Origin of the sequence: Streptomyces sp. PU-14G, assembly GCF_041028275.1 — a bacterium.
In the GTDB taxonomy this organism is placed as follows: Bacteria; Actinomycetota; Actinomycetes; order Streptomycetales; family Streptomycetaceae; genus Streptomyces.
In genome coordinates this window covers 1-15,135 of record NZ_JASKYT010000179.1, presented here as the reverse complement: position 1 = coordinate 15,135, position 15,135 = coordinate 1, and the positions used below count along the sequence as shown (strand labels likewise).

Genomic DNA, 15,135 nt, shown 5'->3' with positions numbered 1-15,135 from the left:
CCCGTCTCCCGCGCCCGGCGGAGCGCCCCCCGGCTCCGAGGTGCCCGCGCCGCCCGGTACGGGGACGCCCGCGCCGCCCCGTACGGAGGAGAACACCGTGCCCCCCGCGGACCCGAACGATCCGAGGACCGCAGACCCCTCCGACCCCGGAACGGCGCTGTCCGACCCCGCCGCTCCCGACGCGCCCGCCGACCCGAACGCACCGGGCGCACCCGGTGTACCGGCCGACCAGCCGTCGCTGGTGACGGGCGACCCGCGCGACTTCGGTGCGCAGATCTTCCAGGGGGACGCCTTCGACACCTGCCAGGCACCGTCCGCCGCCACCATGCGCGCGTGGAAGGGCCCCTCCCCGTTCGGGGCCGTCGGCGTCTACATCGGCGGGCGCGGCCGTGCCTGCCCGAAACAGAAGCACCTGAGCGCCGACTGGGTCGCCGAGGTCAACCGGCAGGGCTGGAAACTGCTGCCCATCTACGTCGGCTCCCAGGCGCCCTGTGTGATCGCCAAGAACAAGCAGAAGTTCCGCATGGACACCAAGGACCCCTACGGGCTGGGCCGGCAGGAGGGGCAGGACGCGGTGCGCTCGGCGCAGCAGCTCGGCATGGCCAAGAACAGCGCCCTCTACCTCGACATGGAGGCCTACCGCTACAAGAAGAAGAGCTGCGCCGACACCACCTTGCGGTTCATCCAGGGCTGGAACAGCGCGGTACGCGCCCAGGGGTACGTCGCCGGCTTCTACAGCAGCGCCAACTACGGCATCGCGCACCTGGAGAAGGCCCGCGCAGCGGGGGCGCGCGGGCTGCCCACGGCCGTGTGGTTCGCGCGGTGGCACGTGCCGGCCTCGGTCGACAAGGAGCGCAATCTGAACCCGAAGGCGTGGCAGCCGCACCGCCGCATCCACCAGCACACGGGCAACGTGAAACGCACGTACGGAGGGCACACGGTGACCGTCGACCACAACCTGGTGGACGCGCCCGTCGCCGTCGTCGGATGAGGGGCGGCACCCGGGCGCGGGGGGCGTCCCCGACGCGCCCCTGATCCCGTCGGCGGACGCTCTCCACCTTCAGGAGGTGTAGGTACCACCACCCCTACACCCTGAGGCGGACGCGGCTTCGGGACCTTGGGGCGATCCGGGGAGGGCGGGCTGCTCCTAGCGTGGATGCCATGACCACGCCTGGGACAGTTCGGACTCCCCGGACCACCTCCACGACGCACGCGGGGTCCCCTGCGATGCCGCCAGGCTCCGGGGGATCACCACTCACCTTCACCTCGTACGTGCGGGCCCGCGGCCCGGTGCTGCTGCGCACCGCCCGGTCCCTGACGGCCAACCCCAGCGACGCCGAGGACCTGCTCCAGACGGCGCTCGCCAAGACCTACCTGGCCTGGGACCGGATAGCCGACCACCGCGCGCTGGACGGCTACGTCCGCAGGGCGCTGGTCAACACGCGCACCTCCCAGTGGCGCAGGCGCAAGGTGGACGAGTTCTCCTGCGACGAGCTGCCCGAGCCCGACCCGCTGCCCCAGCCCGACCCGGCCGAACAGCAGGCCGTACGGGACGCGATGTGGCGGGCCGTGCTCAAGCTGCCCGCCCGGCAGCGCGCCATGGTGGTGCTGCGCTACTACGAGGATCTGAGCGAGATCCAGACGGCCGAGGTGCTCGGTGTCTCCGTCGGCACGGTCAAGAGCGCCGTCTCCCGTGCCCTGGCCAAGCTGCGGGAGGACCCGCAGCTCGCCGCGGACATCCGGGCAGAGAGCCACCCGGAGCGCCCGGCGCGCGGGAAGCCCGCGGGGGCGCGCGAGGCGGAGGTGCCGCACGCCGGTGCGCCGCATGCTGGTGCGCCGCACGCCGGTGCGTCGCACGCCGACGCGTCGCATCTGCTGGCGGACGGCGCGCTCGGAGGGGCACCCCTGGCAGCCTGAGCAGCGCGACCCCGTGACATACCGCGCGGTCGGTGGCAGGCTTCCGCGGAACCAGCGCATTACTCGCACGTAAGCGCCGTCGGCCCGTCGTGCGCGGCATGCGCTCGCTCCGCGTAACCGCCGTACCTCGGGAGGCCCCGGTGCTGAGCACGATGCAGGACGACGTACCGCTGACCATCTCGCGCATCCTCCGCCACGGAACGACCGTCCACGGTGACGCGCGGATCACCACCTGGACCGGTGACGCGGAACCGCACCGCACGACGTTCCGCGCGACGGGCGCACGCGCCGCGCAGCTCGCGCACGCCCTGCGGGACGAGCTGGGGGTCCGTCCCGAGGACCGGGTCGCGACGCTCATGTGGAACAACAGCGCCCACGTGGAGGCCTACTTCGCCATCCCCTCCATGGCGGCGGTGCTGCACACCCTCAACCTGCGCCTGCCCCCCGAGCAGCTTGTCTTCATCGCCAACCACGCGGCCGACCGCGTCCTGCTGGTCAACGGCACCCTGCTGCCCCTGCTCGCACCCCTGCTCCCCCAGCTGGAGACGGTGGAACACCTGGTCGTCGTCGGGCCGGGCGACACGTCCCTGCTGGAGGGCTGCGCGCCCCGCGTACACGACTACGAGCAGCTGCTGGCCGGGCGCCCCACCAGCTACGACTGGCCCGACATCGACGAGCGCACGGCGGCTGCCATGTGCTACACGTCGGGGACGACCGGCGACCCGAAGGGCGTCGTCTACTCGCACCGTTCGGTCTACCTGCACTCCATGCAGGTCAACATGGCCGAATCCATGGGCCTGACCACCGCGGACACCACGCTGCCGGTGGTGCCCATGTTTCACGTGAACGCCTGGGGCCTGCCGCACGCCGTCTTCATGACCGGGGTCGGCCTGCTGCTGCCCGACCGGTTCCTGCAGCCCGGCCCGATCGCCGAGATGATCGCGGCCGAGCGGCCCACGCACGCCGCCGCGGTGCCCGTCATCTGGCAGGGCCTGCTCGGTGAGCTGGCCGCCACGCCCCGCGACATCTCCAGCCTCAAGACGGTCACCATCGGCGGCTCCGCCTGTCCGCCCAGCATGATGCGGGCGTTCGAGGAGCTGCACGGCGTACGGGTCTGCCACGCCTGGGGCATGACCGAGACGTCACCGCTCGGCAGCCTGGCCCACCCGCCGGGCGGCCTCAGCCCGGAGGACGAGTGGCCTTACCGGGTCACCCAGGGACGGTTCCCCGCGGGCGTGGAGGCCCGGCTGGCCGCCCCCGGCGGCGGGTTCGCGCCCTGGGACGGCACGTCGCCCGGCGAACTGGAGGTGCGCGGCCCGTGGATCGCCGCCGCCTACTTCGGGGGCGTCGACGAGCCGCCGCTGCGCCCGGAGGAGAAGTTCAGCCCCGACGGCTGGCTGCGCACCGGCGACGTCGGCGTCATCAGCCCGGACGGCTACCTGACACTCACCGACCGCGCCAAGGACGTCATCAAGTCCGGCGGTGAGTGGATCTCCTCCGTCGACCTGGAGAACGCGCTGATGGCGCACGAGGCCCTTCTCGAGGCCGCCGTGGTGGCCGTCGCCGACGAGAAGTGGGGCGAACGCCCCCTCGCGGCGGTCGTCTTCAAGGAGGGGGCGGAACCCGTCCCGTACGACGCGCTGCGCGCCTTCCTCGGCGAGACGGTCGCCCGCTGGCAGCTCCCCGAACGCTGGGTCACCCTCACGTCCGTGCCGAAGACGAGCGTCGGCAAGTTCGACAAGAAGGTGCTGCGCGGACAGTACGCGGCCGGACAGCTGGACGTGACCACTCTCTGAGCCCAGCCCTCCGGGTGTGCGCGGCCGGCCCCGCACACCCGGAGGGCGTCCGCTCAGTTCGCGCCGATCTTCGTCAGCAGATCGACGATCCGCGCCTGCACCTCCGCGTTGGTCGAACGCTCCGCCAAGAACAGCACGGTCTCGCCGGAGGCCAGCCCCGGCAGCTCGCTCGGATCCAGGTCGGCCGAGGTGTAGACGACGAACGGAGTGCGGTTCAGCATCCCGTTCACCCGCAGCCAGTCGATGATGCCCGCACGGCGCCGCCGCACCTGCATCAAATCCATCACCACGAGGTTCGGGCGCACCTGCGCCGCGATGTTCACCGCCTCCGAGTCCGTCGGGGCGTGCGCGACCCGCATCCCGCGCCGCTCCAGCGTCGCCGCGAACGCCGACGCGATGGCCTGCCGCTCCTCGACCAGCAGCACCCGGGGCGGATGCTGCTCGCTGTCACGCGGGGAGAGCGCCTTGAGCAGCACCGCCGGATCGGCACCGAAGGCCGCCTCCCGTGTGGCCTGCCCCAACCCGGCCGTCACCAGCACCGGAACCTCGGCCGCCACCGCCGCCGTACGGAGTGACTGCAACGCCGTCCTGGTGATCGGCCCCGTCAGCGGATCGACGAACAGCGCCGCCGGATAGGCCGCTATCTGCGCGTCCACCTCCTCGCGCGAGCGCACGAGAACGGGACGGTAGCCACGGTCGGACAGCGCCTGCTGCGTGGAGACGTCCGGCTCCGGCCAGACCAGCAGCCGCCGCGGATTGTCCAACGGCTCGGGCGGCAACTCGTCGTCCATGGCCTGCGGCGCACCGCCGGGACCACGGCCGTCCGTCATGGCGACGGGACTGTCAGGACCGTCCAACGGCTCCGGACCCTCCGCCACCTCCTCACCCACCTGCTGACGGTGCGGCTGCTCGTACGGGCCCGGCAGAGGCCCCGGAAGGGACGGCTGCGGCTGCTGCCGAGGCTGCGGCAGCGGCTGGTGCTGCGCCGCGGCTCCTCCCTGAGGCGGTGCCGGGGTGCGCGCGGAGTCCGCGACCTTGCCCGGCCCCGTGACGTGCGGCGGCAACCCCGTGTCCTGCGGATTCGGTTGCGGCCCCGGGCCCTGCGGCGGTTGCGGTCCTGCGCCCTGCGGCTGCGCTCCGGTGGCCGGAGCGGTCGGCGCGCCCGGTTGCGCGCCATCCCGTGCCGGGCCGGGGACGGAGATGCCCCAGGACGGGGCCTCACCGGGGCCTCCGCTGACGGGCTGCCCGGTCTCCGCGGGGAGCGGCCCGCCCGGAGCGGCCGTCCAGGGGGTGCCTTGTTCCGGAACCGCGACTCCTGGCCCCGCCGGCCAGGCCTCGGACGGCGCGGGGTGGGCAGCGGGCTGCGGCTGCCCCGCGTCGGAGGACGCCGGTCCCGGCTGGGCGGGACCGCCGTGCGAGCGCTCCTGCGGGGTCGCCAGTTTCCGGCGACGACCGGAGCCGGGCGGCGGCGCGGGAGTGGAAGGGGTGGACGGTATGGCCGAGGAAGCCGACGGTGCCGAGGCCTGCGTGCCCGGCCACTGCTGTGCCGCCTGCTCCGCCATGCGCTCGGTGAACGGCACACCCTGCCCCAGCGTCCGCACACGCGGTCCGTGTTCCGTTTCCCCGTATCCACCGGGCCGCGATCCCTGCGATCCCTGCGGTCCCTGAGGCTCTTGGGTCTCTTGGGGGCGCTGAGGCTGCTGGGGAAGCGGGCCGCCACCCAGGATCGGGCTGGCGGCGACCACCGAGTGCTCAGCGCGCCGAGACCGGCCCGCCTCCGGGCCGCCGTCCGCGTCCGCGTCGTCCCCGGCCCGGCTCGCAGCGGCCCCCGACGACTCCTCCGCCACCTGCTGACCACCGGTACCCGTGCCCGCACCGGTACCCGTGCCCGCACCGGTACCCGTGCCCGCACCGGTACCCGTGCCCGCACCGGTACCCGTGCCTGGACCGGCACCCATGCCTGGACCGATCCCCGCGCCTGGACCGGCACTCATGCCTGGACCGGCACTCATGCCTGGACCAGCGCCCATGCCCGCACCGGCACCGGCACCGGTGTCGGCTCCGACACCGGCGTCCGGTGCGGTGGCCTCCAGCCCGGCGGCGTCCGGCCCGGCTGCGTCCGCTGCGGCGGCGCCCGGTCCGGCGACCTCCGGCGGGGCCGTGCCTGGGCCCCTGCTGCGCTTCCGCCTCCGCCTGCGCCCGCGCGCGAGCCGCGGCGATGCGCCGCGCCCTGCGCCCGCCACCGGCAGGCGACAGTTCCCTTCCCTCGGAACCCTCGCCCGCCTCTTCGCCGGTGAGCTCCTCTGGAACGCCCGCGGTGGGCGGCGGGGGCGGCCCCGGGGACGGGACCGCGTCCGTGCCGGTGGAGGACGGGGCGACTGCCCCCTCAGCGGGCTCGGCCAGTGCGCGCCGGGCGCGCCGCCCCCTGCTCTGGGCCGGTACGGGCGGCAGCGCGAGAGGGCCGGCGGCGTCGCGGGCCTCGTCCTCGGCGCCGACGGCTGTCTGGTCGTGCGGTTGTTCGTCCGGACTCGGCCGGCCGCGCCGCCGTCCCGTGGGCCGGGGCATGCTGGGGGCGTCGTCACCGTACGGGCCGTCGAACGGTCCCTCGAAAGGACCTTCCTGCGCGGGAATGCGCGCCCCACGGGCGGCCACGGAAACGGCCCGCGGGTCGCCCGCGGCGCCCGTGTCGGCCGACGCGGGCGGGGCAGCCGACGTGTTCGGTTCGGCCGGCGCACTCGGGTCGGGCGAGGCACCGGCGCCTGCGCCGTGGCCCCAGCCGGGCGGCGTGGCGGGTCCTGGTCCCGAGCGCGGATCGGCCGGCGCGCCGAGCGGAGTCGCGACAGCAGCCCCGTCTCCCTCAGCAGCCGGTCGCCCGGCGTCGGGCCCCGGGGCGGGGCCTCCCGACGGGCCGGGGTGCGGATCCCGCCCCGGTACTCGGGCGGGGCTCAACTCGGGCTGGGCCGTCTCGCCGACGCGGTCGTGCGCGGACCGCTCGCCGGGCGGCGTGGACGGGCCGGGCCCCAGTTCGAGGCTCTGCCGGGGGTCGGGAACGTGGCCGTGCGTGCGCGCGCCCGGCCGGCGGTCGCGTACCGGCTCCAAGGCGGCTGCCGGAACGGGGCCACCCTGCTGGTTCCGCTCCGCGTGGGCTCCCCTCGCGGCCTCGGGAGCAGCGCCTTCGCCCGGGTTCGGACCGTGCGGCGACTGCTCCGGCTGCCCCGGTTGCCCCGGTTGTCCAAGTTGCTCGGGCTGCTGCGGGCGTTCTGGCTGCCCCTGCTGTTCCTGCCGGCGCGGCTGTCCCGGCTGTTCCTGCTGGTGCGGGTGCTCCGGGACGCTCTGAACGGGTCCCTCGGTGCCACGCGCCGGAGCGGATGGCATGGGCATGACCGTCGTTTCGCCGTGCTCGCTGCCCTGCACGACCCTGGGCACCCCGAAACCGCCTTCACCGCCGCCGGGGGCCTGCCCTTGGACGCGGCGGTCCCCTCTGGCGTGACTGCCGCCCCGGCCGCGCGCCCCGCTGCCGCCACCACCGGTCGAGTCGTCACCACTCCGAACCCCGGCGCCAGGACCGACCCCGGCCCCGGAACCGACCGCCCCACCGGCCCCGCCCGTACTGTCCGAGCCGCCCAGGCCGGTGGCTCCGCCCGCGCTCCTGCCCGCGGTACTCCCCGTACCGTCCGTTCCGTTCGCACCGCCGCGGCGGGCGCGGGTGCCGGAGGGGCGGGCCGTATCGCCGACCGCCTTGACCGGGACCTCCAGCACGTACGCGCTGCCGCCCGACGAGCCGGGAACCTCGTGCGTCTGCAGCACGCCGCCGTGCTGCGTGACGATGCCGCGCACCAGCGGCTCGTGCACCGGGCTCCCGCCACCGTACGGGCCGCGCACCTCGATGCGGACGACCTCGCCGCGCTGGGCCGCCGCGACCACGATCGTCGGATCGGCACCGGGCGGCGGCGCGGACTGCGTACGACCCGTCGCGTCCACCCCCGCCACGTCCGCGACCAGGTGCGCCAACGCGACAGCGAGGCGCTCCGGATCGACCTCGGCCTCGATCGGCGGCGCGTGCACGGCGAACTGGGCGCGTCCGGGCCCGATCAGCTCGATGGCGCCCTCGACGCCCGCGGAAACGACCGCGTCCATGGGAACCGGCTCGGTCCTCAGCCGCTCCTGACCTGCGTCCAACCGCTGGTAGCCCAGGACGTTGTCGACGAGCGTCGTCATGCGGGCGTAGCCCGCGGAAAGGTGGTGGAGGATCTGATTCGCCTCGGGCCACAGCTGCGCCGCCGGATCGGACGTCAGGGACGCCAGCTCCTGGCGCAACTGCTCCAGCGGCCCGCGCAGCGATTCCTCCAGGACGGCGCGCAACTGCTTCTGGCGCGCGGTGACCGCGTCGTACGGGCGACGATCCGCGAACGTCAACACCGCACCGACCAACTGGTCACCGTCGCGTACCGGGGCCGTCGTCATGTCGACCGCCACCGCGCGGCCGTCCTTGGCCCACAGCACCTGCCCCGCCCGCACCCGGTGCTTGCGGCCCGAGCGCAGCGTGTCGGCCAGCGGGGTCTCCTCGAACGGCAGCGGCGCCCCGTCCGGACGGGAGTGGTGCACCAACGGGTGCAGCTCCTGGCCGCCCAGATCGCTGGCGCGGTAACCCAGCATGTGCGCGGCAGCTGGGTTGACGAGGACCACGCGCCCCGCGGTGTCCACGCCCACGACACCCTCGGAGGCGGCACGCAGGATCATCTCGGTCTGCCGCTGCTGGCGTGCCAGTTCCGCCTCGGTGTCGAGCGTTCCTGTCAGATCCCGTACGACGAGCATCAGCAGCTCGTCGCCGGTGTACCCGGCGCCTCTCGGATGGTCGGCGAACGCCGCGTCGATCGCGGAGGCGTAGGGCGTCCGTCCGTCCTCGAGGTTCGCGCTGGTCACCTCCACCGGAAACTCGGTGCCGTCCGTGCGCCGCGCGACCATCCGGGTCGGCTTCTGGCGGCCTTGCGCCTGTTCGGCCTCGTCGGGGCGGCGCATCGAGCCTGGAATGCGCTTCGAGTCGAACTCGGGCAACAGGTCGAGCAGTCCGCGCCCCACGAGCGCCGTACCCGGCGTCTCGAAGGCCTCCAGCGCGATGGCGTTGGCGTTCACCACCGTGCCGTTGCAGTTCACCAGGAGCAGCGCGTCGGGCAGGGCGTCGAGTATGGCGGCGAGGCGAGCAGCGCCTCGGGATGGCCTGCTGCTCACGGCGACAATTCCCTCCTGCTGACCTCACGTGCTCGTGACCTTCCGCCCGTTTCTTCCCTGTTGGTCCGGTCAGGTCACGGCTGCCAGTCTGCCGTTCGCCCCGGGCGTGTCACTAGGGGGGAGTCTACGGGCCGCGGTAGTGAGCGCGGCGGCGGATGCACGGGACCCACCCGTGTCCCGCACAAGGACCGGACGCGGCGGCCCCGCTCCCGGCCCGACCGAAGCCGCCGAAACGGCGAGCCGGCGAGCCGCTCCGGAGGGAAGGTCTCAGGCGGTCCGCGGGAGCGCGGGTACCAGGCTGTTCCACCGGTCGACCTCGCAGCCGTTGGCCCGCTTGAACCTGGCGTTGACGTCGCGGCCGTGCCAGGTTCCCGTCACCCTGGCGGTCGCCGGGCCGCCGTAGATCAGCGTGCAGGTGGCGTCCGCGGACACCGGCGCGAACGGGTTCCTGCCTCCCGAGGTCGCCCGATCGAGTGCGGCACAGGCCTGCCGCGGCGAAGGATGCTCCCCGCCTGCCGGGTGGCACCGCAGGGTGTACGACCCGTCGTGCGACGTGCCGCTGTCCGACACGGTGAAGGTGAGCTCGTCGACGGACCGGGCGGCGGCGGACGCCTCGGCGGCGGACGCCTCGGCGGCGGACGCCTCGGGGGCCACCACCGGGGCGCCGGCGAGGGTGCCCGCGAGGAAGAGGAGGGCCGCTGCGGTGGACATCGGGGCGGCCGGCGTGAGGGAGATACGGCGCGGCATGGGGCGACTCCAGCGAGTGAGGCGCGCCCCCACTGTTGACGGGGTGCGCAGTCCTTTGGGGTGAGAGAGAAGGGGGCGCCGCGAGTACGCCCCCTGTGGGTTAACGCCGCCCCGGCTGCCCCGTTGCGCCCCGGAACCCGTCCGGGCGCGCGCCGTACGGACGCGGCCCGACACCGCCACCAGGTCCCGACCGCGCGCCGTACGGGCTCGCATGCCGTACGGCTCCGGTCCTGGAGACCGCCGATCCCGGAGTTCGGCCTCATGCTTTGCCCAGGGGTCCGCCGACCGAGTACGGTAGGGGCGATTGGAGACAGCCCCCGAGGCTGTGCCATCATCAGCACACACCTCGTTCGCCTCTTCAGGCGCGTCGAGTGTGTTGGAGGCTTCGCCTAGTCTGGTCTATGGCGCCGCACTGCTAATGCGGTTTGGGGTGATCCCCCATCCCGGGTTCAAATCCCGGAGCCTCCGCTTCTGATCCTTGCGTGATCACCGAAGCCCCGGCCCCAGGCCGGGGCTTTCGTCGTGTGCGCCGCCGTGCGTGCCGTCGTACGTGCCGCGCCACCGCACCGTTTCCCGCCCGGTTCCGCCGTCTCCGCCGATTTCCGCCGTCTTCGCCGATTCTGCCGTTTCCGCAGGTCAGAGCAGCACCCGCAAACGGATTTCGCCTCCGGCCGCAGGTCATGTAATGTTGTTCCCGCAACGCCGACCGGCAAGAAAACAGCCGGACAGCAAGCGCTCGTAGCTTAACGGATAGAGCATCTGACTACGGATCAGAAGGTTGCAGGTTCGAATCCTGCCGAGCGCGCAGTGGGGCAAGCCCCCTCCTGAGTGTCAGGAGGGGGCTTTGTCGTGTGCGGGCCGCTGGGGAGCGGTCGCCTCCGTGGGTGCGGTCATGGCTGTGGTGTGGTGGCCCGGGCGGGGGCCGTGAAGGCGTGCTCCAGGCGTCGGCCGAGTCGTGAGAGGTGTTCCGCGGTGGCGGGGGCCACCTGAGCCAGACTGTTGATCGCGAGCAGGAGTTCCCTCTTGCGTCCCGGCGGCGGGCCGACGGCCAGGAAGTCGGTCAGCCAGGCGTCCGCCTCGTGCCAGTCGGCTGTCAGGCAGTGCACCAGGACGAGGTTCCCGCGGGTGGGGACGACGTCCCACGAGGTGGTGTCGCGGGACTCGGGGGTGAGGAGTGCGATCGCGCGTGCCGCCTGTGCGTCCCGCTCGGGGTTTCCCCGCGCGTGGTGGACGACGGCGAGCTCGTAGTGTGCCCAGCCGTCGTCGGGTTCCAGTTCGAGTGCACGGGTGAGGTCGGTCAGGGCCGCGTCGTGGGCACCGAGCAGGCGGTGGGTGACCCCCCGGTGCACGCGGTGGTAAGCGTTCGTCGGGTCGGCCTCGACTGCGCGGTCGAGGTCGGCCAGGGCCTTTTCGTGCCGGCCGGTCAGCCGGCGGAGGCTCGCGCGTTGGTGCAGGTTCCACATGTTGTCCGGTGCGATCGTCACGGCGCGTTCGGCGTCGGCGAGGGCCTGGTCCCAGTGGTCGAGGTCGCTGTGGAGCTGGCTGCGGAGCCGGAGGGCCCAGGCGTAGTCGGGGTCGAGTTCGAGGGCCCGGTCGCAGTCGGCCAACGCTTGGTCGTACCTGTGCGTGAAGGCGTGGGCCGAGCCGCGTTGGGCCAGGGTCCAGGCGTTGTCGGGCTGCAGCAGGAGGGCGCGGTCGAAGTCGGCGAAGGCCTCGTCCCAGTGCGTCAGGTCGCGGTGCAGTCGGCCGCGGTGGACCAACGCCCAGTGCTGGTGCGGGGCGTTGTCGATGGCGCGGCCGAAGTCGGCGAAGGCCTCGTCGTACCGCTTCGCCGCCTGGTGGGTGCGCCCGCGACGGACGAGGGCCCAGGTGTAGTCGGGGTCGAGTTCGATGGCGCGGTCGAGGTCGGCCAGTGCCTCGTCGTAGCGGCCGAGCGTCCGGTAGGCGTCGCCGCGGTTGGCCAACGCCCAGGAGAAGGCGGGGTCGAGTTCGATGGCGCGGTCGTAGTCGGCCAGTGCCTCGTCGTAGCGGCGGAGGAACTCGAACGTCAGGCCCCGCTCGGCGTGGTTGAGGGGGTCGGTGGGATCGGTGTCGACAGCGGCGGACAGATCCGGCAGAGCGTCCTCGTAGCGGCCCATCAGGCGGTAGGTGAGCCCCCGCCCGTAGAAGGCCCTGTCGCCTTCGACGTTCAGTTCGATGGCTCTTGTGTAGTCGGCCAGCGCCTTCCGGTACAGGCCTGCCCTGCGGTGCTGGCGGCCCCGCAGCGCGTAGGCGAGGGCCTGGCCGGGGGTGTCGAGTTCGCCGCGGGAGAGGATCAGGGCCAGGGCGGCGAGGCCCGGGTGTTCCGGCTCACCGAGGACGTCCTGCAACTGCCTGCCCCAGTCGCGCACCGCAGCCGCGTCACTGTCCCTGCCCGCCTCCGCGACGATGTCCGCCCAGCGGCGCAGGGACGTGAGGCTGTGGGCGTACGCGTCGAGCAGGTCGCGCAGGGCGGTGGGCAGAGCCGCGTGGGGGTCCGCGCACAGCCGGTGGTACGTCTCGTGCAGTCGGGCGCCGCGCCAGCGCTCGTTCTGCCAGGGGGACGCCGCCCGTACGGCGCCCTCCTCGATGCGGGCGCGCCTGTCCCGGAAGGCGTCGGCGAGGCGCGCGTGTTGGTCGTGCCAGCGTTCGGGTGACCGCTGCCGCTGCAGACGCAGCATCGCCGTGCGCACGAGTTCGTGGTAGCGGCACCGGCCGGCGCGGTCGGTGACGAAGGGCATCGAGCGGAGCCAGCTGAACAGCTCCCTGCCGTGCTCGTCGGTCACGAGGGTGCGGTAGATGTCCTCGTCCAGTTCCCGGGGCAGTGCGCACGCCAGCGCGGCGGCCCGGTGAGCGGCGTCAGGCGCCCATTTCAGGAAGCGTTCGACGGCCGTCCCGCTCGGATCCTCCACTTCCGCCACGCTGGCCGGGCGTCCCTCCGCGAGGGTGGAGACGAGCACGGGCAGCCGGTCGGACAGTCGCAGGATCGTTTCGACGACCCCCGCGTCGGTCACCCCTTTGTTGGTGAGGAGCCTGCGGGCCTCGTCTTCGGTGAAGGTCCGCAGCGGCAGGTCGGTGACGAGGTCCAGCCAGTCGCCCCAGCAGTGGCCGTCCAGCTGCGACTGCCCCGACAGCACCACCAGAACGTTCGCCGGCATGTCGCCGTAGCGGTCACTGACCAGGAGGTCCCGGATCCAGGTGTCCAGCAGGGGACCCGTCCGCTCGTAGGTGTCGAAGAACAGCACCACCCACGGGCGGTCCCGCGCCACCTCGCCCAGCTCCCGGAGAAAGACCGGAGTGAGCGCCTGCAACGGGGACAGCACGAGGTGGACGTCCTCATGGCTGCGCAGCCGCGCGCTGAGAGCGGCCTTGACGCGGTCGGCGCCGAGGGCCACCTGGTTCGGGTCCAGGGCCGCGGTGAAGGGGCCGACACCGGGGATCATCCCCAGCCCGGTCAGGCCCAGCCGCGAGGCGACGGCGCTGGAGGGCGAGGGCCTGCCCTCCCCACCGGTCTCCTCGTCGGAAGCCGCCGTTCCCGGGTCGGCCACCGCGCCGCCGGCATCCGCTTCGTGGCGCCGCTGGCGGTAGGTGGACAAGGCCTTGTCGAGCGCCTTCAGGGGAGCACCCTGCTGGGCGAGCTGCCGGCTGAGCGTCTCCAGCACTTCGACCACGTCGGCGACGGTCTCGTCCACATAGGCCGTGACGGACCCCGCCTCTTGGGCCGCGCTCTCCAGCTGCCGGGCCAGTGTGCTCTTCCCGACTCCTGCCGGGCCGTGAATGTGGAACAGGAACTGGGCGGCCTCCTCAGGCCGCTGCCGCAGTGCCTCCTTGAAGGCGTCCTGTTCCCCCTGCCGCCCCACGAAGCCGCTCCGGCGCTGTTGCCGGATCAGCTCCTGGCGCGACGGCCCCCGCCCTGCCACGCGGCTCTCCTCTCCACCCGGATCAGCCGACCACGTTCCCCGACCACGTCCCTCGACCGCGTTCCCCGGCCGCGTTCCCCGGCCGCGTTCCTCGGCCGCGCGTCGCGACCACGTCCCCGACCATGTTCCCCTACGCCGCCCGCTGTTGGTACCGCGCTGCGCCTCGTGCGGCGGTGCGCGCGGTCGGGGTTCAGTCCGTCACGCCCAGGTCCTCGCGCATGAGGTGGCGCATGGCGGCCAGCGCGGGATCGCCCTCGGCGGTGAGGGTGTGGCGGACCGTGTCGGGGTCCTCGCCTTCGAGGGGGCGGCCCCTGTCGATGCGTTTGACCGCTCCGTCTGCCTCGGCCAGAACGCGGTTGGCGGCGCGGGACGCCTCCAGTACGCGCTCGGGGACGATCATCTGGGCTTCCGCGTAGCGGTCCCGGTACTCGAGGCGGGCCTCTTCCAGGGCTGTGCGCTCGTGATCGGTGTAGACGCCGTCGCGCAGGCGGTGCAGCGCGTCCTTGAGGAGGGTGCTGAACTGGCGGGAGGCGCGGTTCATCGACGTATAGGCGGTGCGGCGCTCCTCGAAGCGGCGGAGCCGTTCGGTCTCGACCCGTTCCTCCGCGCGCTGCCGTGCGGAGATGCGCTGGGTGAGTACGGGCGCGAACAGGGTGCCCAGGACGCCGACCACGGCCGTGATCATCGCTGCTACGACTGCTGTCACACGAAGACCCTAGGCCGACCCGTGTTCCGGCGTCCCGCCCGTACCTCCCGGCCACCGGGCCCGGTACGGCGCCGTACCGGGCACTCGGGTCGGTACCGGGCAGCCGGGTCGGTACCGGGCGCCCGGGTCGGTGTGCGCGCCCAAGGTGCTGCACCCCGTTCTCAGCGGATTCACAGATTCCGCCAAGAGTCCTCTCACGCTGTTGCCCGATGGTGGTGGGATGAGCCGGAGCGGAAGCAGCGCGGCCGCGGCGCCGCGCGTACAGCGAAGCGGGTACGGGACGGACGCGGCGCTCAGGGCGGGCCCGACGCTCGGGGCGCCCCTGGTCGGCGGGGCGGGTGACGCCCGCGCGGCGCGCACGGCGCACGAGGGGCGTGAACACGCGCGTGCGAGCGGCCGGTTGCTCGTCGTCGGGGATCTGGCGTTGGACGAGGAGACGCGGGAGGTCTGGCGCGGTGGTGACGCGATCCGGCTGACCGCGACCGAGTTCCAGTTGCTGCGCTTCTTGATGCGCAACCCGCGTCGGGTGCTGAGCAAGGCGCAGATCCTCGACAGGGTGTGGAACGACGGATTCGGCGTGCCAGGTGACCGAGCGAACCTCGTCGAGCTCTACATCTCCTACCTGCGGCGGAAGGTGGATGCGGGGCGGGAGCGGATGATCCACACCCGGCGCGGCGCGGGGTACGTCCTCAAGCCCGCCGAGCGGCCCGCGCAACCTGTGGAGTAGCCGGCCCAGACCGTCGAGTAACTCACCGCGCACGGTGAGCCCCACGGCGCGCACCTCCGCCGGCCCCCTGGCGCC

6 protein-coding genes, 2 tRNA genes and 3 pseudogenes are annotated in these 15,135 nt (G+C 73.4%); 6 read left to right on the top strand and 5 right to left on the bottom strand.

Going from position 1 to position 15,135, the window contains the following annotated elements:
• From AB8Z75_RS20600 to AB8Z75_RS20590, 3 genes and pseudogenes are all read left to right on the top strand, one after another.
• A partial coding sequence (locus AB8Z75_RS20600; RefSeq protein WP_369204092.1) for a DUF1906 domain-containing protein occupies nt 1-991 on the top strand: 991 nt, incomplete at its 5' end.
• Nucleotides 992-1,227: 236 nt separating this feature from the next.
• Nucleotides 1,228-1,728 (top strand): annotated as a pseudogene (locus AB8Z75_RS20595) (SigE family RNA polymerase sigma factor); the annotation flags it as partial.
• Nucleotides 1,729-2,057: 329 nt separating this feature from the next.
• Nucleotides 2,058-3,713: a long-chain fatty acid--CoA ligase gene (locus AB8Z75_RS20590; protein WP_369204090.1), complete on the top strand. Its 1,656-nt coding sequence runs from the start codon at nt 2,058-2,060 to the stop codon at nt 3,711-3,713.
• Nucleotides 3,714-3,766: 53 nt separating this feature from the next.
• On the opposite strand, the pseudogene AB8Z75_RS20585 reads toward AB8Z75_RS20590, so the two are convergent.
• From AB8Z75_RS20585 to AB8Z75_RS20575, 3 genes and pseudogenes are all read right to left on the bottom strand, one after another.
• Nucleotides 3,767-4,705 (bottom strand): annotated as a pseudogene (locus AB8Z75_RS20585) (diguanylate cyclase); the annotation flags it as partial.
• 760 nt (nt 4,706-5,465) lie between these two features.
• A complete protein-coding gene (locus tag AB8Z75_RS20580) occupies nt 5,466-8,942 on the bottom strand; it encodes a PAS domain-containing protein (RefSeq protein ID WP_369204088.1) in 3,477 nt (1,158 codons plus the stop codon).
• A 267-nt stretch (nt 8,943-9,209) separates the two neighbouring features.
• On the bottom strand, nt 9,210-9,689 hold the full coding sequence (locus AB8Z75_RS20575; RefSeq protein ID WP_369204086.1) for an SSI family serine proteinase inhibitor: 480 nt from the start codon (nt 9,687-9,689) through the stop codon (nt 9,210-9,212).
• A gap of 378 nt (nt 9,690-10,067) precedes the next feature.
• Here AB8Z75_RS20575 and AB8Z75_RS20570 point away from each other — a divergent pair.
• Nucleotides 10,068-10,157 (top strand) — tRNA-Ser (locus tag AB8Z75_RS20570).
• Nucleotides 10,158-10,421: 264 nt separating this feature from the next.
• Nucleotides 10,422-10,494: transfer RNA gene (locus tag AB8Z75_RS20565), tRNA-Arg, on the top strand.
• 85 nt (nt 10,495-10,579) lie between these two features.
• Here AB8Z75_RS20565 and AB8Z75_RS20560 read toward each other — a convergent pair.
• Together AB8Z75_RS20560 and AB8Z75_RS20555 are read right to left on the bottom strand one after the other, a co-directional pair.
• On the bottom strand, nt 10,580-13,627 hold the full coding sequence (locus AB8Z75_RS20560; protein WP_369204084.1) for a tetratricopeptide repeat protein: 3,048 nt from the start codon (nt 13,625-13,627) through the stop codon (nt 10,580-10,582).
• A 190-nt stretch (nt 13,628-13,817) separates the two neighbouring features.
• Entirely contained in the window at nt 13,818-14,333 is a 516-nt protein-coding gene (locus tag AB8Z75_RS20555) for a hypothetical protein (protein WP_369204082.1), read from the bottom strand.
• A gap of 400 nt (nt 14,334-14,733) precedes the next feature.
• On the opposite strand from AB8Z75_RS20555, the pseudogene AB8Z75_RS20550 reads away from it, so the two are divergent.
• A pseudogene (locus AB8Z75_RS20550) lies at nt 14,734-15,060 on the top strand (winged helix-turn-helix domain-containing protein); the annotation flags it as partial.
• Nucleotides 15,061-15,135: the final 75 nt, after the last annotated feature.

Bases quoted from the DNA above. Each gene is read 5' to 3' on its own strand.
- AB8Z75_RS20575 (WP_369204086.1), bottom strand. From the start codon at position 9,689: ATGCCGCGCCGTATCTCCCTCACGCCGGCCGCCCCGATGTCCACCGCA.